This is a genomic window from Pseudomonas sp. TH49 (genome assembly GCF_016650625.1).
GTDB lineage: Bacteria > Pseudomonadota > Gammaproteobacteria > Pseudomonadales > Pseudomonadaceae > Aquipseudomonas > Aquipseudomonas fluorescens_H.
In genome coordinates, this window is sequence record NZ_JAEKFL010000002.1 from 440,128 (window position 1) to 461,612 (window position 21,485).

Sequence of the window (21,485 nt, forward strand, 5' to 3'; positions counted from 1 at the left end):
GCCTCAGAAAAACTCGTCGAGCAACTGATAGAAAGCGACTTTTCGCAGATCCGGTTGCACCCCATAAGCCTCGAAAAATGCCGGCACCCATTGCTCGCCGAGGTTGTAGGCGATGCTGTGGGCTGTCAGTGCAAGGTCCTGGAAACGGTCGGAAACACCCAGCCGCCCGCAGTCGACGAAACCGCTGAAGCGACCGTGGTCGGCGAGCAGGTTGGGCAGGCACGCGTCGCCGTGAGTCACCACCAGGTCTTCGCTGTCCGGGCGTGCGGCCAGCATCTGCTCGAACAGCGCTTCGGCGCTTTGGCCGAGGCGCGAGTCGTCGAAATCCTCTTCGTCGATCAAACCGGCCAACAGGTGCTCTCGGGCCAGGGCGATTTTCGCGTCGAGGCGATGATCGAATGGGCAGTCTTCAATGTCGATTGCATGCAGCGTGCGCAAGGCATTCGCCGCCAGCGAGACGATTTGCTGCGGCGTGAGATGTTCGCTGCTGGCGAGATCGCGTCCCGGTACAGCGGTCATCAGCAACCAGAAGCGCTCGCTTTCTTCGACGCTGTCGAGCACGCGCGCCGCTGGCAGATCCTGCTCCGCCAGCCAGCGCAGGCGCTGCACTTCGCCAGGCAATTCGGAGAAGCTGATTCGCGGCTCCGATTTGACGAACAGCGGCGCTGAGCCGGCGGGCGTCAGGCGGAACACATCGGCGCGGGATACGCCGATGGTTTGCTGTTCGTAGCGGGTGTCAGCGAAACGCTGGCGCCATGTCTGTGGCAGATCCATTTTCATTCGTCCCTTGTGACAGTGGGCGCCAGTGCGCCTTCAAGAATTCGATAAACACTTTGACCTTGCGCGTGTTGCGCCGGTGGGCCAGATACAACACGTAAATCCACGGGCCGAACGCGCTTGGCTCGCGCCAGTACTCGGGCATCACTTCCACCAGTTCGCCGCTAGCCAGATACGGCGCGGCGCTCCATTGCGGCAGAAACTGCAGGCCCTGACCCTTCAGCAGGCAGGCCAGCAGGAAGTCGTAATTGTCGCTGGCCACCCGTGGACTCGGCTGGGTCAGGCGAATCCTCCGGTCACCTTGCTTGACCCACCAGAAATGCCGGTTGAGCAGCGGGTGACGAAAGATCAGCCAGTCGTGCTGCTGATAGTTGTCCAGTGACACCTCTTGCCCCTTGCGCGCCAGATACGTCGGGCTGGCGCACAGCACCACCCGATTCTCGACGATGGGTTGAGCGATCACGCCCGGCAGATCGATCGGGCCGTCACGCAGCGCCAGATCGTAACCGCCATCCACCGGATCGTCATAGCTGTCACTCAAGTCGACTTCCAGATGCACCTGTGGGTGGGCGTCGAGAAAGCGGCAGCAGACGTCGTTGAGAAACGCCGGGGCGAAGGAGGGCGGTGCGGTGATGCGCAGGCCGCCGCTCAATTCGTGCCTGAGCTGTTCGACACCCTCGCAGGCCAATTGCAGTTGCATCAACGCCTGCCGCGCGCCATCCAGATAAATCCGTCCGGCCTCGGTCAACGCCATGCGTCTGGTCGTCCGGTCGAACAGCCGCGTGCCAAGCTCTTCTTCCAGTTGCGCCACGGCTTTGGTCAGGGCCGACGGAGTCTTGCCGAGCACCTCGGCGGCGCGGCTGAAATTGCCGTGTTCGGCGGTGGCGACGAACATCGTCAGGGCACTCATCTTGTCCATTGATCTATTCCTGCTGGGCACAGAAGTTGTGCGCGAGGTGGCATTCAGTTATCGCCAAGGCTTGGATAGGCTTGCTCGCAGCCTAACAAAAATAACGAGAAGCCTCATGAAGCAGCTACTGACCCTGATGGTGTCATCGGCACTGGCCTGTGCCTCACTGGAAAGTCTGGCGTCCGCCGATCTGATCCTGCACGACGCCAAGGTCTACACCGCCGAACCCGGCCAGCCCTTGCAGCAAGCGGTCGCGGTGGAGAACGGCAAGATCCTTGCCGTGGGCACGGATGCGCAGGTGATGCGCCTGAAGACGCTGGCCACGCAAGTGATCGACCTGCACGGCAAAGTGCTGATGCCGGGCTTCATCGACTCGCATTCCCACACGATCAAGGGCGGTCTGCAGATGTTGCAGGCCAACCTCGACGGGCAACTGTTGCCGCTTGATCAACTGGAACAACGCCTGCGCCAATGGCGTCAGGACGGTAAGGCGCAGCGTGGGGATTTCCTCAGTGTCGGCGGGTTGCCGTCGACCTACTGGAGCGACATCGCCGCCCTCGAGCAGCGTTTCAATCAGGGCGAATGGGCGAACCAGCCGATCCTCCTGCTGGGCTGGGATCTGCACACCGGCTGGGCCAATCGGGCGATGCTTGAACGCGCCGGCGTCACGGCAGAGAAAGTTAAAACGCTCAAGGGCGAAGAGCAGGCAACCATCGGCCATCACTCCGACGGCAGCCCGGATGGCTTCCTCGTCGATGCCGGACTGTACCCGGTGCAGGCCTTGCTGCCGCCGCCGACCGCTGACACCTTGCTGGCCGCTGGGCGCGCGGCGTTGAACTACTACAAGAGCCTGGGGATCACCGGATGGATGGACCCGCTCGCCAACGAAGTCCCGGGCAGTGACGTTACCAACACCTCGCTCGGTGTGTTGCCGACCTACAAAAAACTCTCGGAAAACGGCGAACTCACCGCCCACGTCGCGGCGCTGTTGATGGCGGATTCCAAGGCCAGACCGGCCGACCTCGATGAGCTGGACAAGGTGCGCCAACAGTTCCTTGGAGTCAGCAATCTGACCTTGCCGGGGATCAAGATTTTCGCTGACGGCGTGGCCGAAGTGCCGGCGCAAAGCGCGGCGATGCTCGAGCCGTACCGCAACTCGAAAAAGACCGGTGAGCTGCTGATCGAGCCGGTGCACTTCGGCGAGCTGGTCAGCGCTGCCGATGCGCGCGGCTGGCTGGTGCACATCCACGCCATCGGTGACCGCGCGGTGCGTGAGTCGCTTAACGGCATCGAGCAGGCGCGCAAGGATCGTCAGAGTGGCATCGCCCATTCGATCACTCACCTGCAAATGGTCAATCCCAAGGAGTTCGCTCGTTTCAAGGCGCTGAATGTCATCGCCTCGATGCAGATGTTCTGGGCTGCCGCCGATGAGTCGAGCATGGACCTGGTCAAACCTTACGTCAGCGCGATGGCCTTCATGTACACCTATCCGGCGCGCTCGCTGTTGAAGAACGGCGCGACCATCGCCGGTGCCAGCGACTGGCCGATCACCACCCCGGAGCCGTGGAAGGCGATCTATCAGGCCGTCAGCCGCAAAGGCCCGAAAGGCGTGCTCAACGCCGCCGAAGACATCGACCGTCAGGTCATGTTCCAGGCCTACACCCTCAACGCGGCCAAGGTGCTGCGCCTTGAAGACCAGATCGGTTCGCTCAAGCCCGGCAAGCAGGCCGACATGATCGTCCTCGACCGCGATGTGTTCACGGTCGAGCCCGCCGCTCTGCGCGACACCCAGGTGCTCAACACCTGGTTCGCCGGTCGCGAAATCTACCGCCGTAAACCGTGACGGCAGCCCTTCAAAACGACAACAAGGAAATCTTTTCGTGAATGTTCATTGCTTCGTCACCGACACCCGTAACCCGCAGATTCGCGGGCAGCAGATTGGCACTACCTGGGCCGCGCAGATCCGCCAGACGGTGGCGCTCTATCTGGATTTCTTCAATCAGGTCGGTGTTCCCCTGGCACAGGTGCAGGCCATCGGTGAAGCCAGTCTGCAAACCCTCCAAGGCTGGTGCCCGAGCCTCGCCGAAGAGCTCGTCGCCACTGCTGAAGGTGCTGGGGTGCCGCTTTGGCAGCTCGCCAGCCTGAATGCCCGTACCGAGATTCTCGCGGTAATGCCGGCGTCCACCGAAGGCGAGTGCTCGACCGCCGTGTTCGCCCCCAACGGCGCATTGCCGCCGCGCAGCATCCAGACCTGGGACTGGCACGATTCGCTGGTGCCCAACGGGCTGATTCTGCAACTGACTACGGCCGCAGGCATGACGGTCAAACTGTTCACCGAGTTCGGCATGCTCGGCAAGATCGGCGTCAACAGCGCCGGGCTGGGCTTGCACTTCAACATCCTGCATCACGCCAGCGACAATGGATCTGCCGGGGTGCCGGTGCATGCGATTGCCCGGCGCATCCTTGAAGAAGCCAGCAGCGTTGACGAAGCGATTGCGCTGGCGCGTTCAGCGCGGGTCAGCGCTTCCACGGTGCTGACCGTGTTCTCCCGCGAGGACTCAAGCCCGCGTGCGGTGAGCATTGAAATGTCGCCCGCATTCACTGCAGTGGTGCGGCCCGATGCCGAGGGCTGGATCACCCACACCAACCACTTTCTCGATCCCGAACTGAGCCTCGGCGAGCGTACCCCCGATGCCTCGACGACTTACGCGCGTTTCGACCACGTCAACGCGGCGCTGCAAAACATGGCCAGTGGCAACCTGAGCCATCGGGCAGACGCCATGTGCGGCGAGGCGGGTGACGACGCTCCGATCTGCTTCCACCCGGATCTGAGCATGCCGGCGACCGAACGCTGGGAGACTCTGCTGACCATCGGCATCGACACCGAGAACAGCGTCCTCGAATACGCCGCCGGCAACCCCAAACAGCTCGCCCGAAACGGCCATCTGCGTTTCTGAATCACGGCCTCCAATAAAAACAAAACGAGCAATGCACATGGCTACCGAGATTGATCGCAAGAGCGGTTCCCCGTCAGCGCTGAGGACGTTTTTCGTCTCCGGCATGGGCACCGCCCTGGAGTTCTATGACTTCGTGATATACGGCACCGCCGCCGCGCTGGTGTTTCCCAAAGTGTTCTTTCCGCAGATGGCTCCGCTGACCGCGACGCTGGTGGCGTTCGGCGCCTTTGGCGCCGGGTTCTTCGCCCGGCCCCTTGGCGGCATGGTGTTCGGGCATTACGGTGACAAACTCGGCCGGCAGAAAATGCTGGTGATCACGCTGCTGCTGATGGGTTTGAGCACGCTGTTGATCGGGTGCCTGCCGGGCTATGCCACCCTCGGCGCTGGCGCACCGGTGTTGTTGGTGCTGCTCAGGCTGGTGCAGGGCTTTGCCGCCGGTGGCGAGTGGGGTGGCGCGGCGTTGTTCGGTATCGAGTCGGCGCCGCCCGGGCGTCGTGGTCTGTGGGGCAGTTTCACCAGCATGGGCATCGGTATCGGCGGGATTCTCGGGGCCGGAGTGTTCGCGATTGTCAGTGTCGCATCACACGATGACCTGGCCGGATTTGCCTGGCGCATTCCATTCTGGCTCGGTGGGGTGCTGGTGCTGATCGGTCTGTATGCGCGCCTGCACAAACCGCTCGAACAACCCGCCGAACCGCAGGCGCACGTGCGCATGCCGTTGCTCGAAGCGCTGCGCGCACGGCCCAGAGCCATGCTGCTGTGCACCGGTATCGCTTTCGGCTATGTGACCATCGCCTATATCGGCAGCACGTTCTTTCTGTCGTATGCCACGCAATTGGGCTATGGCAGTACCGATGCGCTGGTATTCGACTTGTCGCTGTCGATCGCCATCGTGATCACCGCGCCGTTGTTTGCCTTGCTGTCCGACCGGATCGGCCGCCGCCAGGTGATGATCCTCGGCGCGCTGATAATGGCTCTCGGCTTCTTTGCGTTTTTCCCGCTGGTCGGCCTCAAGAGTCTGCTGATTTCTACCGCTGCCTATATCTCTATCGGTGCGTTCATGGGCGCGACGCAGGGGCCTATTCCGGCGTTTCTGGCTGAACAGTTTCCGCGGCACATGCGTTATTCGGGGATGTCGGCGGCTTATCAGATTGGTGCGGCACTGGGCGGCGGGACCGCTTCCAGTGCAGCGACGGCGATCTTGATCGCGAACAACCACAACGCCTTCGGGGTGGCGGTTTACGGCGCGATCGCGCTGGGTATCGTGGCGCTATGCTCGTTTCTTCTGAAGGAGACGGCGCACCTGAGCCTTGAACAGATCGACGAGGCCGATTGGCCTTCACCCATGCCCGCTACCAGTTGAACCACTCGCCCTTGGGGCGGCTCGGCAATAAAAACAATCGAAACTTCGCGCTCTTCCCGGCTGTCCAGACCCTTGTACTTCCCGGCGGATGTTTCGCCGGGAAGGCTTCATGCATCGGTGACAGGCGAGGAACGAGATGACGACGACAGTGGGAGATTTTCTGGTTGAGCGGCTCAGCCAATGGGGCGTCACGCGGATTTTTGGTTATCCGGGAGACGGCATCAATGGCGTGTTCGGCGCGCTCGCCCGAGCCAATGGCAAGATCGAATTCGTTCAGGCCCGGCACGAAGAAATGGCCGCGTTCATGGCTTCGGCCCACGCCAAGTTCACCGGCGAATTGGGTGTGTGCATTGCCACTTCAGGCCCCGGCGCTACGCACTTGATTACCGGGCTGTACGACGCCCGCATGGATCACCAACCGGTGCTGGCGATTGTTGGTCAGCAGGCGCGCACCGCACTCGGCAGCCATTACCAACAGGAGCTGGACCTGGTCTCGATGTTCAAGGATGTGGCCGGGGCTTTTGTGCAGCAGGCGTCGGCGCCGTCGCAAGTACGACATTTGCTCGACCGCGCCGTGCGCACAGCGGTTGGCGAGCGGCGCGTAACAGCGATCATCCTGCCCAATGATTTGCAGGATCTTGAGTACGAGCCACCGGCGCGGGCGCATGGCACCGCGCACTCTGGCGTCGGTTACACCAAGCCGAAAGTGCTGCCCTACGAGGCGGATCTGCAGCGCGCCGCCGACGTTCTGAACAGCGGTGAAAAGGTTGCGATTCTGGTGGGCGCCGGCGCGTTGCAGGCGACGGATGAAGTGATCGCCATCGCGGAAAAACTCGGTGCCGGGGTCGCCAAGGCGTTGCTCGGCAAGGCTGCGCTGCCGGACGATTTGCCGTGGGTCACCGGCAGCATTGGTCTGCTGGGCACCGAACCGAGCTACAAGATGATGAACGAATGCGACACCTTGCTGATGATTGGCTCGGGTTTCCCCTATGCCGAATTTCTGCCCAAGGAAGGTCAGGCGCGCGGCGTGCAGATCGACCTGCAACCCGACATGCTCAGCCTGCGTTATCCGATGGAGGTCAATCTGGTTGGCGACTCGGCAGAAACCCTTGCCGCGTTGCTGCCGTTGCTCGAACAGAAGACCTTGCGCAAGTGGCGCAAAAAGATCGAAGGCTGGCGCGGCAGCTGGGAAAAGACCCTGGAAAAGCGTGCTATGGCCAAAGCCACACCGATCAATCCACAGCGGGTGGTGTATGAACTGTCACCGCGCCTGCCGGATCAGGCAATCATCACCAGCGATTCGGGCTCCTGCGCCAACTGGTACGCCCGTGACCTGAAAATTCGCCGGGGCATGCAGTGTTCGCTGTCCGGCGGACTGGCTTCGATGGGGGCTGCCGTGCCGTACGCGATTGCCGCCAAGTTCGCCCATCCCGAGCGCGCGGTGATTGCCCTGGTGGGTGACGGCGCGATGCAGATGAACAACATGGCCGAGCTGATCACCGTCGCCAAATACTGGCGCCAGTGGGACAGTCCGAAGTGGATCTGCGCGGTGTTCAACAACGAGGATCTGAATCAGGTCACTTGGGAGCAACGAGTGATGGAGGGCGATCCGAAGTTCGAAGCCTCGCAGAGCATCCCCGATGTGCCGTATCACCTGTTCGCCATTTCCATCGGCCTGAAAGGGATTTTCGTCGACCGCGAAGAGGACGTTGCCGCCGCCTGGGAGCAGGCATTGGCTTCTGAGGTGCCGGTGCTGATCGAGTTCAAGACCGATCCCAACGTACCGCCGTTGCCGCCGCACATCACGCTCCAACAGGCGAAGAAATTTGCCACGACCCTGCTCAAGGGCGACCCGGACGAGGCGGGCGTCATCGTGCAAGCCGCCAAGCAGGTGCTGGCGAGCGTCCTCCCCGGCAAAAAATAACCGCATAGGAGCTTCGCCGTGCCCCAAATCTGTGAACGCCGCTGAAACCTGTGGGAGCGGGCTTGCTCGCGAAAGCGCTGTGTCAGGTGCAGAAGTTGTGGATGTGTCGACGCCTTCGCTGGCAAGTCAGCTCCCACAGGTGTTTCGTCGTACCCCCAAGCTGTGAACGCCGCCGAAATTGTGGGAGCGGGCTTGCTCGCGAAGGCGGTGTGTCAGGCGCAGCGATTGTGGATGTGTCGACGCCTTCGCTGGCAAGCCAGCTCCCACAGGTATTTTGTCGTACCCCAAATTTGTGAACGAAGACCGTGGAGATTTTCATGCGTGAAGCGGCGAAGGTGTTTTTTTGATGTTCATCGGTTGCGCAGGCTGGAGTCTGGGGCGTGAGTATTGGCCGCAGTTTCCGGCCGAGGGCACGCATCTGCAGCGTTATGCGGCGCGGTTCGACTGCGTGGAAATCAACAGCTCGTTCTATCGCCCGCATCGGCGCGAGACGTATGCTCGCTGGGCGGATTCGGTGCCGCCGGGGTTTCGTTTTTCGGTGAAGGTGCCTAAGCAGATCACCCATCAATTGCGTTTGCAGAACTGTGAGCAGGCGCTGGATGAGTTTTTCGGGCAGTGCGAAGGCCTGGCCGATCGGCTGGGGTGTTTGCTGGTGCAACTGCCGCCGTCGCTGGTCTTTGAACCGGCACGTGCAGAGGCGTTTTTCGTGGCGTTGCGCCAACGCTTCGCCGGTGACGTGGTGCTTGAGCCACGGCATGAATCGTGGGTGACGGCGGCGCCGATGCTGCACGCTTATCGTATCGCCCAGGTGGTGGTCGATCCATCGCGAATCAGTACCGACGGCTCAGCGCAGGGCTGGGCGGGTGTGCGCTATTGGCGACTGCATGGCGCGCCACGGATTTATCACAGTGCTTATGAGTTGCCTTATCTGCAGCAGCTGGCGCAGGACATGCGGCTCTGCGCTGCTGAAGGCGCCAGCGTCTGGTGCATTTTCGACAACACCGCCAGTGGCGCCGCGTTGGGCAACGCGATGACACTGGCGGCGCTGATCCGCGCCTGAATCAGGCTGACAAGTGCTCGTACAGAATGGTCGCGCCGACGATCATCAGCACCACGCCACCAACAATTTCCGTACGCTTGCCGACCACCGCTCCGAGTACCCGGCCAAGCATCACGCCGATGGTCACCATGGTCATGGTTGCCACGCCGATGGCCGCTGCCGCCACCCAGATATTCACGTCGACAAACGCCAGGCCGACGCCGACTGCGAGGGCGTCAATGCTGGTGGCGAACGCGGTGACTGCCAGAATCAGGAACGAATGCTGGCCGGGTTTTTCTTCTTCCTCGTCTTCGTGTTTCAGGCCGTTGTAGATCATGTGCAGACCGAGAATCAGCAGCAGGGTGAAGGCGATCCAGTGGTCCCATTCGGCGACCCAACGGGTGGCGGCCTGACCGATCAGCCAGCCGATGATCGGGGTGATGGCTTCGATCACGCCGAAGATCAGGCCGGTGCGCAGTGCTTCGGTCAGACGTGGTTTGTGCAGGCTGGAGCCTTTGCCGATGGCCGCGGCGAACGCGTCCGTGGACATGGCCAGAGCGAGGAATATGAGGGAAACAGGATTCACGGGGGCACACTTCCAGTCGGGCTATGAGTCAACGACACAACCACACGCCCGACTTTAGGCATGGATGTGTCGTCGGTCTCACCAACCAAAAGGTGTTCGTACCACGGCATGTTGCCGAGAGTGTTGATACGAACGCTTCCGAGGGACTCGGAAACAGGCTACTCCCCAACGAGGCTGCGGATCTTATTTGGGCAAACATGAAAATTTTGTCAAAAGCATCGAGGCGATCGATAAACACCAGACTCTGTGGCGAGGGAGCTTGCTCCCGCTGGGTCGCGCAGCGGCCCTTCTTCTGTCGAACAGCAGAAGGCCTGCAGCGCAGTCCAGCGGGACGGTGCGACGATTCGACAAGCTCCCTCGCCACAGATATCTTCACACGGAGTTACGCTCGAACCTGTCAGCTCAGCGCTCCTCATTGATCCGCAACTGCGCACACAACCCGCCCTGCGGCCGGTTGTACAGCTGCAGCGTGCTGCCGATCTTGCTGACGATCATCTGCACGATCGCCAGCCCCAGTCCCGCGCCGTTACCGTGGCCATGGCTGTAGAAACGCTCGAACAGCCGCGCGTATTCCTGCTCGTTGATACCGGGGCCGGCGTCCTCGACGCTGATGTACACCGTGCCGCCCGCCTGCGGTTGCACCTGGACCCGCACCTCGCTGCCCGGCGGGGCGAAGTTCAGCGCGTTGGTCACCAGGTTCTGCAAGGCGATGGCGAGGGCCACCGGGTCGGTGTCGACCGGGCAGTGGTGGTCGCTGTCGAGGATCAGTTCGACGTCTTTTTCCAGGGCCAGCGGTGCCAGTTCGGCGAGTTCTTCGCGCACCAGTTCGGTCAGTTCCACGGTGCGGGTTTCGGGATTGGCCAGGTGCGGTTCGATGCGCGCCATGGTCAACAATTGACTGGCGATACGCGTCGCCCGATCCACCGCGCTGACCAGATACTCCAGCGCTTCTTCGCGTTGTTGCGGGGTCGCCGCCAGTTGCGCGTTTTGCGCGTGGATCCGCAGAATCGCCAACGGTGTGCGCAGCTCATGGGCGGCGTCGGCAATGAAGCGCCGCTCCCGGGCCAGCAGATTGTCGATCTGTTGCAGCAGACGATTGAGCGCGGTCTGCATCGGCTCCAGATCGTGAGGCAGAGGGCTGAGGTGCAGCGGTTTCAGGGTTTCGGTGTCACGTCCGCGAATGCTCTGCGCCATCGCGCGCAGCGGTTGCAGGCCCCAGCCGATGGTCAGCCAGATCAGCGCGGCCAGCAGCGGGACGCCGATCAGGCTCGGCCACACCGTGTGGCCGACGATGCGCTCGATCAGGTCCTGACGGATGTCGTCACGCTCGCCGACCCAGATCAGCAGCCCCTGTTGCGGATCCTTGAGCAGGAACGCACACCAGTCGCGGCCGTTCTCCATCAGGTCATGGGAGCCGAGGGTGGTGGGCGGTGCGGCAAGCTCCGGCGCTTCGGCCGAGCGCACCAGCAATTGGCCGTCGCTGCGCCACACCTGGAAGGTCAGACGGGTTTCGTACGGGTGCGCAGCCTCGCCGTCGCCGACCCGGCTCATCGCTTTATCGAAGGCCTGATAGAGCCGGCTCCAGTCGTTGTCGCCCGGCGCGCGCTGGGCCAGCACGCCTTGCAGCAAGCGCGCACTTTGCGCCAGTTGGGCATCGTAGACCTCTTCGATTTCATGGTGGCTGTCGCGCAGCACCAGCCAACTAATCAGCAGATCGCCGATCAATACCAGAATCAGCACCGGCACCAGAATCCGCGCACGTATGGAAATCATGGCTTGAGCTCCACCACGTAACCGACCCCGCGCACCGTTCGGATCAACTCGCTTGAGAGTTTTTTGCGCAGGTTGTGGATCAGCACTTCAAGGGTGTTGCTCTCGACCCGGTCCTGCCAGCCATACAGCGCCCGGGACAGACGTTCGCGGGTGACGACCTTGCCGGGGCGGGCCATCAGTTGATGCAGCAGTTGATATTCCATCGGCGTCACCACCACGTCGGTGCCGTGCCAGGTGACCTGCTGCGTGACTGGATCAAGGCACACGCCGGCATGCTCGAGCACCGGTTGCGCACGGCCCTGACTGCGGCGCAGCAACGCGCGGATGCGCGCTTTCAATTCATCGACATCGAACGGTTTGATCAGGTAGTCGTCGGCGCCGGCATCCAGCCCGGCGATGCGTTCGGCGGTGCCGTCGCGGGCGGTGAGGATCAGCACCGGCAAATCCTGTTGCTCGCCGCGCAAGCGTTGCAGCAGCGTCAGGCCGTCGAGCCGTGGCAGACCGAGGTCGAGCAGCAGCAAGTCGAAGCTCTCACTGCGCAGGGCGTGCAGGGCGCTGACTCCATCCTGCAACCAGTCGAGGGTGTAGCCTTCGCTGCCGAGGGCAACACGAATGCCTTGACCGAGGGCGCGATCATCTTCGACCAGCAATAGGCGCATAACGGATTCTCTTGAGGAAACACGGCGGTTGACCGGCGGCATCATGCCGCTGTGCAGCCAGCTGTGGCAGCTGACCCGACGGGAAAGATGTAACGACTCGTTGCCAACTAAGCTTCGACTAAGGTTGCTTTTGCACAGTGAGGCCTTCCTCATCGAGCGAGAGTGTTTCCATGCGCAAACTTCTGCTGTTGTCCCTCATCGTTGCCAGCCCGCTGGCCGTCGCCGGCCCGCAATGCACCACCGCCGAACGCTCGCAATGGCAAGACCAGAAAGCCTTTCAGGAACAACTCAAGGCCCAGGGCTACGAGATCAGCAAGTTCAAGGTCACCGACGGCAACTGCTACGAGATCTATGGCTTTGACAAGGACAAGCGCAAGGTCGAGATCTACCACGACCCGGTCAGCGGCAAAGCGGTGAAAACCGAGATCAAGGGCTGATGCCGAGCACGTCCGTGCGCCTGTGGGACCCCGTGGTGCGGCTGTTTCATCTGTCCATCGCGGGCGTCTTCGTCGCCAATTACTTCTTCAATGAAGCGGGTGATGACTGGCATGTGTGGCTCGGCTATTACGCCATGGGCTGGCTGCTGGTGCGGCTGGTGTGGGGATTTGTCGGGCCGCGCAGTGCGCGTTGGGCGGATTTCTGGCCGACGCCGACGCGGCTGTTCGCCCATGCGCGCTCGTTGATTGCCGGACGGCCCGAGCATCGTCTTGGGCATTCGCCGATGGGTGCGCTGGTGATGATTTTGATGCTGCTGGCAATGTTCACCGCTGGCGTGAGCGGTTGGGCCATGGAAGAGGTCGATGACTTGTGGGGCGCCGACTGGCCGTTGCAGGTGCACGAAACCGCTACCGACATCCTGCTGGTGCTGGTCTGCCTGCACATCGCCGCTGCGCTGTTCGAAAGTTTTCTGCTGCGCGACAACTTGCCGTTGTCGATGCTCACGGGACGCCGGCGCCGCTTGCCGGACGATCTGCCGCGCTGACAAGGATGTTTTGCCGATTGCCCTCCATCCTGTTTTTGCCGTGAGTCCACTATGCGTGTGCTTCCCGATCGCTTGAAACTTATCCTCGGCGGACTGGCCGTGAGCCTGATTTTCTGGGCAGCCTGGCGCAGTCATCCGGCCCATGTGCTGGCACCGTTTGCCGTGGCGACGCCGCCGGTCGATGCCTCGCTGCAGGCACCGGAGCCGCTGTACAGCAGTCGCTTCGTCTCCTCGCAATTGAATGATTTCGTGCACTCGTCGTCGGTGACCGCACTGCCGGGCGGTGACCTGATGGCTGTGTGGTTCGCCGGTTCGCGTGAGGGCGCCGCCGACGTGCAGATCCGCACCGCACGCTACGATGCCAACAGCGCGGAGTGGGGCGCCGAGCAGGTGCTGGCCACCCGCGAATCGACCCGCGACGGCACCCAGCGCTACATCCGCAAACTGGGCAACCCGGTGATTGCCCTCGCGCCGGATCAGCGGTTGTGGATGTTCTATGTCTCGGTGTCCGTGGGCGGCTGGGCCACCAGTGCGATCAACGTGATGGTTTCGGATGATGTCGGGCGCAACTGGTCGGCGCCGCGACAGCTGATCACTTCACCGTTTTTCAACATCAGTACGCTGGTGCGCGCCGCGCCGGTGTTCCATGCCGACGGCTCGATCGGTTTGCCGGTGTATCACGAGTTCATGGGCAAATTCGCCGAGTACCTGTACCTGAGCGCCGACGGCGCGGTGATCGACAAATTCCGTATCAGCCGTGGCAAACATTCGTTGCAGCCGACCATTGTGCCGCTGGATGGCCGGCGTGCCGTGGCCATGCTGCGTTATGCCGGCGACACTCATCATCGCGTGCTGGCCAGCCGCACCGAGGACGCCGGGCAGACCTGGAGCGAGCCGTACCCGCTGGAACCGGCCAACCCTAATTCATCGCTCGCGGCAGTCGGCACCGACGACAACGGGCTGCTGGTGGCGCTGAATGATTTGCAGGACGGGCGCTTCAAGCTCAGCCTCTATGGCACCGATGCCAGCCTGAACCACTGGCGCAATGTGATCGAGCTCGATCAGTCACCCGATCCGCTCGGCCAGCCGTTCACCCCCGAAGCCTACAAGGCGATCATCGGCGAAGGCTTTCGTGCTTCGAGTGGTGCCCGGCGCTTGCCGCTGGAGCAACGCTTTCTGAGCAATCTGGACTACCGGGTGTGCAAGCCGCAGGGCTGTGATTTCGAGTACGAGTATCCGTACTTCAGTCGCGGCAGCGATGGCCTCTATCACCTGGTGTATTCGTGGAATAACACCTTCATCAAACATGTCAGCTTCAACGAAGCGTGGCTGGAGGAGCGCCTGTGATGCTGATTCTCTGGCAAGCCCATTTGACGTTCATCCTGCTCGGTTTTGTCCTGCTGGGTTCGTTGCAATGCACCCAACGCTGGCGTCCGTGGCTGTTGCCGCTGCTGGCGGTGGTCAGCTTCGTGCCGGTCAACGAGCTGCCCTTGGCGGCGTATGTGCGCAGTGTTACCGACGATCTGGCGATCACCACGCTGGTGTTGCTCGGCTGGGCCAGTCTGGTCCGACTGGGCGTGGTCGAGCGGCAGACATTGTCGGCACGGGTGCAGGTGCTGGTGCTGTTTACCGTGCTGGCCGCGCTGCTGTACCCGGCGACGATGGGCCTGACGTATTTCGATCCGTACCGCTGGGGCTTCAACCCCCGGCCGATGATCGTCTGTATCGGTCTGCTGGCATTGGCGCTGTTGTGGCTGCGCAACACGCTGGCAGTGTCGATGCTCGCGCTGGGCACGCTGGCGTTCGCCTTGCGTCTCAAGGCTTCGGAAAACTATTGGGATTACCTGATCGACCCGCTGCTGCTGGGTTACTGCCTGATCGCCGCTGCAGCGCTGTGCATCCGTGAGGTCTGGCGTCTGCTGCGAGCCGCACCGGCCGGCGCGACATCTTCTATTTGAACCAACGACACTGAGGTCAATGATGGGCTGGTTGCAATCGCGACGCCTGCGCTACGGCGTGGGTGCGGCAGGTTTGGCGTTTTTGTTGTTTGCCGTGCTCAGGCTGGTGTTCGTGCTGGGGTTTTCCGGGATCGCGCCCAGCGAGTTCATCGATAACCCGGCACTGCGCGAAACCCTGGGCATCGGTTTGCGTTTCGACTTGCGCCTCGCCGTGTTGCTGATCCTTCCGCTGGGACTGCTGGCCTGGCTACCGCGCTGGAACCTCACGCGGTTGCCGTGGTTGCGCTGGGTCGCACGGGTTTACTGGCTGCTGGCGCTCGGTGCGATTGGCCTGTTGTACATCATCGATTTCGGTCATTACGCCTATCTCGGCGTGCGGATCAACGCCACGGTGCTGCGTTACCTGGAAGACGCGCAGATCTCGCAGCAGATGGTCTGGGAAACCTATCCGGTGCTGTGGATCGCCCTCGGCTGGCTGGCGGTGCTGGGCGTCTGGTTCTACGGATTTTTGAAGCTGGAACGGCTGACACTGGCCCGTGAAGCCAAGGTTATCCGGCGTCCATCGCTGGCATTCGGCACCGGGCTGGGGGTGGTCGTGGTGCTGCTGGCGCTGCTCGGTCGTGTCGACAATCTCAACCTGGAAAACCCGGTGCCGCTGCGCTGGAGCGATGCGTTCTTTTCCGGTAACGCGCAAATCGCCGCGGTCGGTCTGAACCCGGTGCTGTTCCTGTACGACACGCTGAAAACCGGGCAGGCGCAATTCGATGAGGCGCAGGTGCGCGAGCACTATCCGCTGATTGCCCGCTATCTGGGCGTGGATCGACCGGACCCGCAATCGCTCAACTTCGAGCGTCAGCAAGGCGTGCAGCCGTATCGGCTGCAGGGCACGCCGAACGTGATGTTCGTCATGCTCGAATCGCTGGGCACCAGTGCCGTCGGCGCCTACGGCAATCCGTTGAACCCGACGCCAAACCTCGATCAATTGGCGGCCCAAAGCTGGTTCTTCAAACACTTCTATGTGCCGGTCACCGGTACCGCGAAAACCGTGTGGGCGAGCATCACCGGCGTTCCCGACGTAACCCGCCGCGAGACCGCGACGCGCCACCCTCTGATCACCCGTCAGCACACGCTGATCAACGCGTTCACCGATTACCAGAAGCTCTACATGATTGGCGGCAACGCCGGCTGGGCCAATATCAATGCGCTGATCCAGCAGAGCATCGACGGCGTGCGCCTGTATCAGGAAAGTGACTGGCGTTCGCCGCTGGTGGACGTGTGGGGTATCTCCGATCTGGATCTGTTCAAGGAGAGCGACCGCATCCTGCGCGACTTGCCGAAGGACCGACCGTTCTTCGCCTACGTGCAAACCTCGGGCAACCATCGGCCGTTCACCATCCCCAAGGACAACGACGGCTTCGAGGTCAGCAACCTGTCCCTGGAGCAGGTGCAGGCCGCCGGTTCGCGCAGCGTCGAGCAATACAACGCGGTGCGCCTGCTGGATTTCAATATCGGCAAGTTGATCGAGCTGGCCAAGGCTGGCGGCTATTACGACAACACGATTTTTGTGTTCTTCGGCGACCACAACACGCGCATCAGCCAGATCCCGCACATGCCGCCGGCGTTCGAGCAACTGGGCCTGGAAAGCAATCATGTGCCGATGCTGATTCACGCCCCGGGGCTGCTGGCGCCGAAGGTTATCGAGGAAGCCGTGGGGCTGGTGGATCTGCTGCCGACGGTGGCGGGGATGGCCGGCGTGCCGTTCAGCAACGGCGCGATGGGCCGCGATGTCCAGCAACCGGCGCCGGAAGGTGAGCGTGTGGTGCCGCTGGTGTTGCGCGAGGGGACGTTCCCGCTGATTGGCGGCGTGACCAAGGATTTCCTCCTGCAGATGCAACATGACGGCAGCTCGCCGACCCTGCATGACTTGGCGTCGAACACGCCGCTGGATAACGTCGCCGGGCAAAACCCCGAGGAATTCCAGCGCCTGGTGGAGCTGACTCGGGGACTGCACGAAAGCGCGCGGCTGATGTTGTATCGCAACGTGCGCTGACCGGGACTGTTCCCGGTCAGCGTGGGGCTTTATTGGTTCAGGAAAGCCAACAGGTCTTCATTCAGCGCCTCGGCGTGCGTCACGGCAAAACCGTGGGGGGCGCCGGCATAGACTTTCAGTTCGGCGCCTTTGATCAGGGCGGCGGCCTGCTTGCCGGTGGTTTCGAACGGCACGATCTGATCGCCGTCGCCGTGGATGACCAGGGTCGGCACGTCGATCTTCGCCATGTCCGGACGGAAGTCGGTTTGCGAGAATGCGGTGACGCAATCCACGGTGCCTTTCAGCGAGGCGAGCAGGGCGACGTTCAGGGTTTGTGTGAGCACGCCGTCGGAGACTTTCTGCCCCTGATTGGTGCCGTAGAACGGCGCGGCGAAATCCGCGATGAACTGCGCGCGATCCTTGAGCAGGCCGGCCTTGATCCCGTCGAACACCGAGTGGTCGACGCCTTGCGGGTAGTCGGCTTTCTTGCCGAACAGCGGCGTCACCGCCCCGAGCAGCACCAGCCCGGCAACGCGCTCGCTGCCGTGGCGGGCGATGTAGCGGCTGACGTCGCCGCCACCCATGGAGAAGCCCACCAGCGTGACATCGCGCAGGTCGAGGTGCTTGATCAACTGCGCGATGTCATCGGCAAAGGTGTCGTAGTCGTAGCCGCTCCACGGTTGATCGGAGCGCCCGAAACCACGGCGGTCGAAGGCAATCGTGCGATAGCCGCGACTGCTCAGGTACTCCATCTGGTATTCCCACATGTCGGCATCCAGCGGCCAGCCATGGCTGAACAACACGGGTTTGCCGCTGCCCCAGTCCTTGAAATAGATCTGTGTGCCGTCATCGGTAGTGAATGTGCTCATGGAAACTCCTTGCTGTGGGCAATCGTTCAGGAAGGCCGGATGCCGCAATGGCCGCCGATCACTATCGGCGCAAATCGCTGCCGTCACTTGTACGCAAGTGCTGAATTGCCGGGCAGGGCGGTGTGGTTCTTTTCCAGCGTCACAGTTGTAAGATGCAACCACACGCCGGTTTTGATGGAGAAACACCCTGTGAAGCGCAAAAGCCTGCACGGCAACGCCTGCCCGGTCGCCCGTACGCTGGACCTGATCGGCGACTGGTGGTCGCTGCTGATAATCCGCGATGCGCTGGAGGGCATCCGCCGCTTCAGTGATTTTCAGAAGAATCTGGACATCGCCAAGAACATGCTCAGCGCCCGGCTCAAAGCCCTGGTGGAGCAGGGGATTCTGCAAACGGTGCCGGCCGCCGATGGCAGTGCTTATAAGGAATACGTGCTGACCGAACGCGGCAAGGCCCTGCAGACGGTGATCGTCGCGCTGTCGCAGTGGGGCGGGGAGCACCTGTATGCGCCGGGTGAGTCGGGTTCGGTGATGGTTGATGCAAAAGATCGCCAGCCGATTCGCAAGCTGCAATTGATGTCGGCTGATGGCCGCTTGCTTGCACCGCACGAGGTGGCGACGAAGACAGGCGTTGAACGCTGACAGACGGTTGCAACATAGGTTTGACGTCAAAATGATGGCCATCTAATATCGCGGCGTTGTTTTGATGTCATTCCCCGTCCTGCTTGCCCAATAGAGATTCCTGCGTGAATAAACGTGTGCTTGTGACGTTGACCCTGCTGCTCGCGCTGCCAGGCTGCCATTCCAATGTGCGTGACTCTTCCCCCAGCCTGCTGAAAGACGGCATCCAATTGCATCAAGACCAGGTGGTGGTGGACGCCCAGCACGCCAAAGTCATCATGAAATCATCGGGTGGCACCTATCCGGTGGAGTTTTCCATTCGCCGCGCCGATGATCCCGACCGCCGCATGGAAGTGCTCGGCACCGTTGTGGATTCCGGTCGTGGCAAGGTGTTCGGCTGGATCGCCAAACTCAACGAAGTGGCCAACAGCGCCACGGTCAAACGCTTTCCGCAACTGGAAGCACAGGCCGATGCCGGCAAGCCGTTTGAGGTCTCGGGGTATTCGAGCAGCCGGGTGAGCGCAGGCATTTATACCTGTGGGCCGCTGAAAAGCGCCTTCACTCCGCAACAGGGCAAGGTGTACCAGGTGGAATTCCAGTTCTCCGGTGATCTCTGCGAGCAGCACGTCTACGACGTTACCCAACCCCAGCAGCGCATTCCTGTAGCAGGTTGATCCTGCATACGCGATGCATGGAATTCAGTTGAAGAAAGGAAATACCAAGTGAAACGCAATCTCTGCCTGGCTCTCATCGTCCTGGCTGCAACACTGGGTGGCTGTGCCGCCAACAAACCGGTCAACGATCCATCCCTGATCGGTTCATGGAAAGGTGTGCGGGCGGAAACCGGCAAATGCCAGTTCCTGTCCTGGAAAAACAACTTCAAGCCTGACGGCACCTTCAACATTACTTTCTTCCGGGATGCCCAGCAGACCCAGCCGATCCAGACCGAACACGGTATCTGGAAGGCGGCCAATGGCAAGAACGAGTTGCGAACCGCCGGCGTGCCCCTGCCCGACATCTACACCTACACGCTGATCGATGCCGACACGGTGCATTACGTCAGTGTGGCGAAGGACCCTACGGGCGATTGCCAGGAAGACTACGAGTTCACTGAGCACCGTATTCGCGGTTGAGTCGGTCTGAATAAAAAGGGGGGGCATCCATTTCTGGACAATGGATGTCCCCTTTTTTTTATGTCGTTGGCACCCGCTTCGTTCGTTCATTCCTTGATACAAACCCGACAAACGGTCGATACGATTTGTTTGACGTCAAAATGATGGCCATCTAATATCGCGCCACTATTTTGATGTCATTCCGTATCGAGGGATCGAACATGTACCCACCCGCCCTCGCGGCGAGGTTGTGCGTAGCTTTGCTGTGCCTGTCTCCGCTTCAAATTGCCTTCGCTGCACCCACCCCCGGTGAAACCGACCTGATCCGCGATCGCCAGAATCGCTTGCTCGAAGAGCAGCAGCGGCGTCTTGAAGACCTGAAAAATCTGCCCGGCAAAGAGGCCGGTCCGGCGCAACCAGCGGCGCCCACCGACACCCGTTGTTTCCCGATCAAGGACATCGAGCTCAAGGGTGCCGACAGTCTGTCCGACAGCGACAGAACCCGTCTGCTCAAGCCCTACATCGACCAGTGCCTCGGTGTACCGCAGCTCAACGAGCTGCTGAAAGTCATCACCGACCATTACATCGAGAAAGGCCTGGTCACCAGCCGCGCCTACCTGCCGCAGCAGGATCTGTCTGGCGGGCATCTGAAAGTGCTGGTGGTCGAAGGCAAGCTCGAAGGCATGAAGGGCGCCGAGAACAGCAAGCTTTCCGAGCGTGAGCTGGCGATGGCGTTTCCCGGCAAGTCCGGCGATCTGGTCAACCTGCGCGAGATCGAGCAGATGGTCGATCAGCTCAATCGCCTGCCGTCCAATCAGGCCAAGATGGAACTGGCGCCGGGCAAGAACGTCGGCGGCAGTGAGGTGCTGGTCACCAATACGCCGCAGAAGCCATGGCGTGCCGGACTGTCGCGCAGCAACGACGGCCAGCGCAGCACCGGTGAACAGCAGTGGGGCACCACTTTCGATTGGGACAGCCCGCTGGGCCTGGCCGATCAGTTGAGCCTGCGCGGCGGTCACGATGCAATGACCGACCACCAGCACACCTCCAGCAACGCCATGCTCAATTACAACCTGCCGTGGGGCTGGTGGAACTTCAGCTACACCTACAGCCAGAGTGACTACCGCTCGCAGATCGCCGCCAACGGCTACAACTTCAAGCAGACCGGCGACAGCGAAAACCATCAGCTGCGCGCCGAACGGGTGATCCATCGCGACTCGGTGAGCAAGACCTCGCTCAGCGCCGGCCTGTCCTACCTGCGCACCAACAACTACATCGAAGACAGCAAGCTCAAGCTGAGCAGCAACCGCATCAGCGAAGCGCAGTTCGGCTTCAACCACGGTCGCCGCATCGGCAGCGCCTTCGTCAACTTCGATGCCGGCATGCAGGAAGGCATCGGCGCGTTCGACGCGCAGGGCAGCCACGATCCGGGCCCGGGCGAACCGGACGCACGCTACCGCAAATACACCGCGACCCTGAGCTACCTGCAACCGTTCAAGGTGTGGGGCGAATCCTTCACCTTCAGCAGCCTGATGACCGGCCAGCGCAGCGAAGACGTGCTGTTCAGTTCACAACGCACCAGCCTGGGCGGGCTGTCGTCGATCCGTGGCTACAAGGATCAATCGCTGTCCGGCGACAGCGGCGGCTACTGGCGCAACGATCTGCGCTGGAGCCGTCCGATCAACGTCGAATGGCTGCGCCCGGTGTTCGCTGAATACGGCACCAGCCTCGGTTACGACCAGGGCGTGATTCGCGGCGACCGCTACAACGGCGATCAGCACGGGCGCATGTCGAGCAACTCGCTGGAACTGTTCGCCCGTGGCGAGCATGTGGCTGCCAGCGTGACCTTTGCTCACTCCCTCGAACGTCCGGATGTGCTGACCGAGCGTGAAGCGCCGATCTATTTCCGCCTGGATTTCTTCCTCTAAT

20 protein-coding genes and 1 riboswitch are annotated in these 21,485 nt (G+C 61.7%); of the genes, 14 read left to right on the top strand and 6 right to left on the bottom strand.

The genetic code is table 11. The annotated features are described in order from the left end of the window. Positions 1-3: 3 nt before the first annotated feature. Positions 4-774, bottom strand: coding sequence for an APH(3')-II family aminoglycoside O-phosphotransferase (locus tag JFU48_RS19450; protein WP_201137355.1), 771 nt, complete (start codon positions 772-774; stop codon positions 4-6). Next, complete coding sequence (locus JFU48_RS19455; protein WP_201137356.1) at positions 737-1,696, bottom strand: LysR family transcriptional regulator; 960 nt, start codon at positions 1,694-1,696, stop codon at positions 737-739. Before JFU48_RS19455 ends, JFU48_RS19450 begins: the two co-directional genes overlap by 38 nt. Before the next feature lie 106 nt (positions 1,697-1,802). On the opposite strand from JFU48_RS19455, the gene JFU48_RS19460 reads away from it, so the two are divergent. The 5 genes from JFU48_RS19460 to JFU48_RS19480 all read left to right on the top strand — a co-directional run bounded on the left by JFU48_RS19460 (position 1,803) and on the right by JFU48_RS19480 (position 8,991). Next, positions 1,803-3,530, top strand: coding sequence for an amidohydrolase (locus tag JFU48_RS19460; RefSeq protein ID WP_201137357.1), 1,728 nt, complete (start codon positions 1,803-1,805; stop codon positions 3,528-3,530). A 37-nt stretch (positions 3,531-3,567) separates the two neighbouring features. After that, complete coding sequence (locus tag JFU48_RS19465) at positions 3,568-4,644, top strand: C45 family autoproteolytic acyltransferase/hydolase (RefSeq protein ID WP_201137358.1); 1,077 nt, start codon at positions 3,568-3,570, stop codon at positions 4,642-4,644. 37 nt (positions 4,645-4,681) lie between these two features. Further along, positions 4,682-6,007: an MFS transporter gene (locus JFU48_RS19470; RefSeq protein ID WP_201137359.1), complete on the top strand. Its 1,326-nt coding sequence runs from the start codon at positions 4,682-4,684 to the stop codon at positions 6,005-6,007. Between the two features lie 136 nt (positions 6,008-6,143). Then, entirely contained in the window at positions 6,144-7,931 is a 1,788-nt protein-coding gene (locus tag JFU48_RS19475; protein ID WP_201137360.1) for a thiamine pyrophosphate-requiring protein, read from the top strand. 346 nt (positions 7,932-8,277) lie between these two features. Further along, entirely contained in the window at positions 8,278-8,991 is a 714-nt protein-coding gene (locus JFU48_RS19480) for a DUF72 domain-containing protein (protein WP_201137361.1), read from the top strand. A gap of 1 nt (position 8,992) precedes the next feature. Here JFU48_RS19480 and mntP read toward each other — a convergent pair whose 3' ends face one another. The 3 genes from mntP to JFU48_RS19495 form a co-directional block, all read right to left on the bottom strand. Further along, the gene (gene mntP, locus JFU48_RS19485; protein WP_201137362.1) at positions 8,993-9,556 is read right to left on the bottom strand and encodes a manganese efflux pump MntP; all 564 of its coding nucleotides are present in this window, start codon (positions 9,554-9,556) and stop codon (positions 8,993-8,995) included. An 8-nt stretch (positions 9,557-9,564) separates the two neighbouring features. Further along, a riboswitch (yybP-ykoY riboswitch) is annotated at positions 9,565-9,736 on the bottom strand. Positions 9,737-9,958: 222 nt separating this feature from the next. Next, entirely contained in the window at positions 9,959-11,329 is a 1,371-nt protein-coding gene (locus JFU48_RS19490; RefSeq protein WP_201137363.1) for an ATP-binding protein, read from the bottom strand. Then, positions 11,326-11,988, bottom strand: a complete 663-nt coding sequence (locus tag JFU48_RS19495; protein ID WP_003225808.1) for a response regulator — start codon at positions 11,986-11,988, stop codon at positions 11,326-11,328. Before JFU48_RS19495 ends, JFU48_RS19490 begins: the two co-directional genes overlap by 4 nt. A 170-nt stretch (positions 11,989-12,158) precedes the next feature. Between JFU48_RS19495 and JFU48_RS19500 the strand changes: the two genes are divergently transcribed. The 5 genes from JFU48_RS19500 to JFU48_RS19520 are packed head-to-tail and all read left to right on the top strand — an operon-like array spanning position 12,159 to position 16,978. After that, positions 12,159-12,425, top strand: a complete 267-nt coding sequence (locus tag JFU48_RS19500; protein WP_007960465.1) for a PepSY domain-containing protein — start codon at positions 12,159-12,161, stop codon at positions 12,423-12,425. Continuing rightward, positions 12,425-12,970: a cytochrome b/b6 domain-containing protein gene (locus tag JFU48_RS19505; RefSeq protein ID WP_201137364.1), complete on the top strand. Its 546-nt coding sequence runs from the start codon at positions 12,425-12,427 to the stop codon at positions 12,968-12,970. The genes JFU48_RS19500 and JFU48_RS19505 overlap by 1 nt, the downstream gene beginning before the upstream one ends. Before the next feature lie 51 nt (positions 12,971-13,021). Beyond that, positions 13,022-14,317, top strand: coding sequence for a sialidase family protein (locus JFU48_RS19510; RefSeq protein WP_201137365.1), 1,296 nt, complete (start codon positions 13,022-13,024; stop codon positions 14,315-14,317). Then, positions 14,317-14,928, top strand: coding sequence for a hypothetical protein (locus tag JFU48_RS19515; protein WP_003225798.1), 612 nt, complete (start codon positions 14,317-14,319; stop codon positions 14,926-14,928). Before JFU48_RS19510 ends, JFU48_RS19515 begins: the two co-directional genes overlap by 1 nt. A gap of 22 nt (positions 14,929-14,950) precedes the next feature. Continuing rightward, positions 14,951-16,978, top strand: coding sequence for an LTA synthase family protein (locus tag JFU48_RS19520; RefSeq protein ID WP_201137366.1), 2,028 nt, complete (start codon positions 14,951-14,953; stop codon positions 16,976-16,978). Between the two features lie 29 nt (positions 16,979-17,007). Here the strand turns inward: JFU48_RS19520 and JFU48_RS19525 are convergent, their stop codons facing one another. Further along, positions 17,008-17,826 (bottom strand): alpha/beta fold hydrolase, encoded by an 819-nt coding sequence (locus JFU48_RS19525; protein WP_201137367.1) that lies wholly within the window; start codon positions 17,824-17,826, stop codon positions 17,008-17,010. A 189-nt stretch (positions 17,827-18,015) separates the two neighbouring features. On the opposite strand from JFU48_RS19525, the gene JFU48_RS19530 reads away from it, so the two are divergent. From JFU48_RS19530 to JFU48_RS19545, 4 genes are all read left to right on the top strand, one after another. Continuing rightward, the gene (locus JFU48_RS19530; RefSeq protein WP_201137368.1) at positions 18,016-18,465 is read left to right on the top strand and encodes a winged helix-turn-helix transcriptional regulator; all 450 of its coding nucleotides are present in this window, start codon (positions 18,016-18,018) and stop codon (positions 18,463-18,465) included. Between the two features lie 104 nt (positions 18,466-18,569). Then, on the top strand, positions 18,570-19,118 hold the full coding sequence (locus JFU48_RS19535; protein ID WP_003225788.1) for a hypothetical protein: 549 nt from the start codon (positions 18,570-18,572) through the stop codon (positions 19,116-19,118). 48 nt (positions 19,119-19,166) lie between these two features. Then, positions 19,167-19,577, top strand: a complete 411-nt coding sequence (locus JFU48_RS19540) for a hypothetical protein (RefSeq protein WP_003225786.1) — start codon at positions 19,167-19,169, stop codon at positions 19,575-19,577. A 200-nt stretch (positions 19,578-19,777) separates the two neighbouring features. After that, the gene (locus tag JFU48_RS19545) at positions 19,778-21,484 is read left to right on the top strand and encodes a ShlB/FhaC/HecB family hemolysin secretion/activation protein (protein WP_201137369.1); all 1,707 of its coding nucleotides are present in this window, start codon (positions 19,778-19,780) and stop codon (positions 21,482-21,484) included. Position 21,485 lies beyond the last annotated feature (1 nt).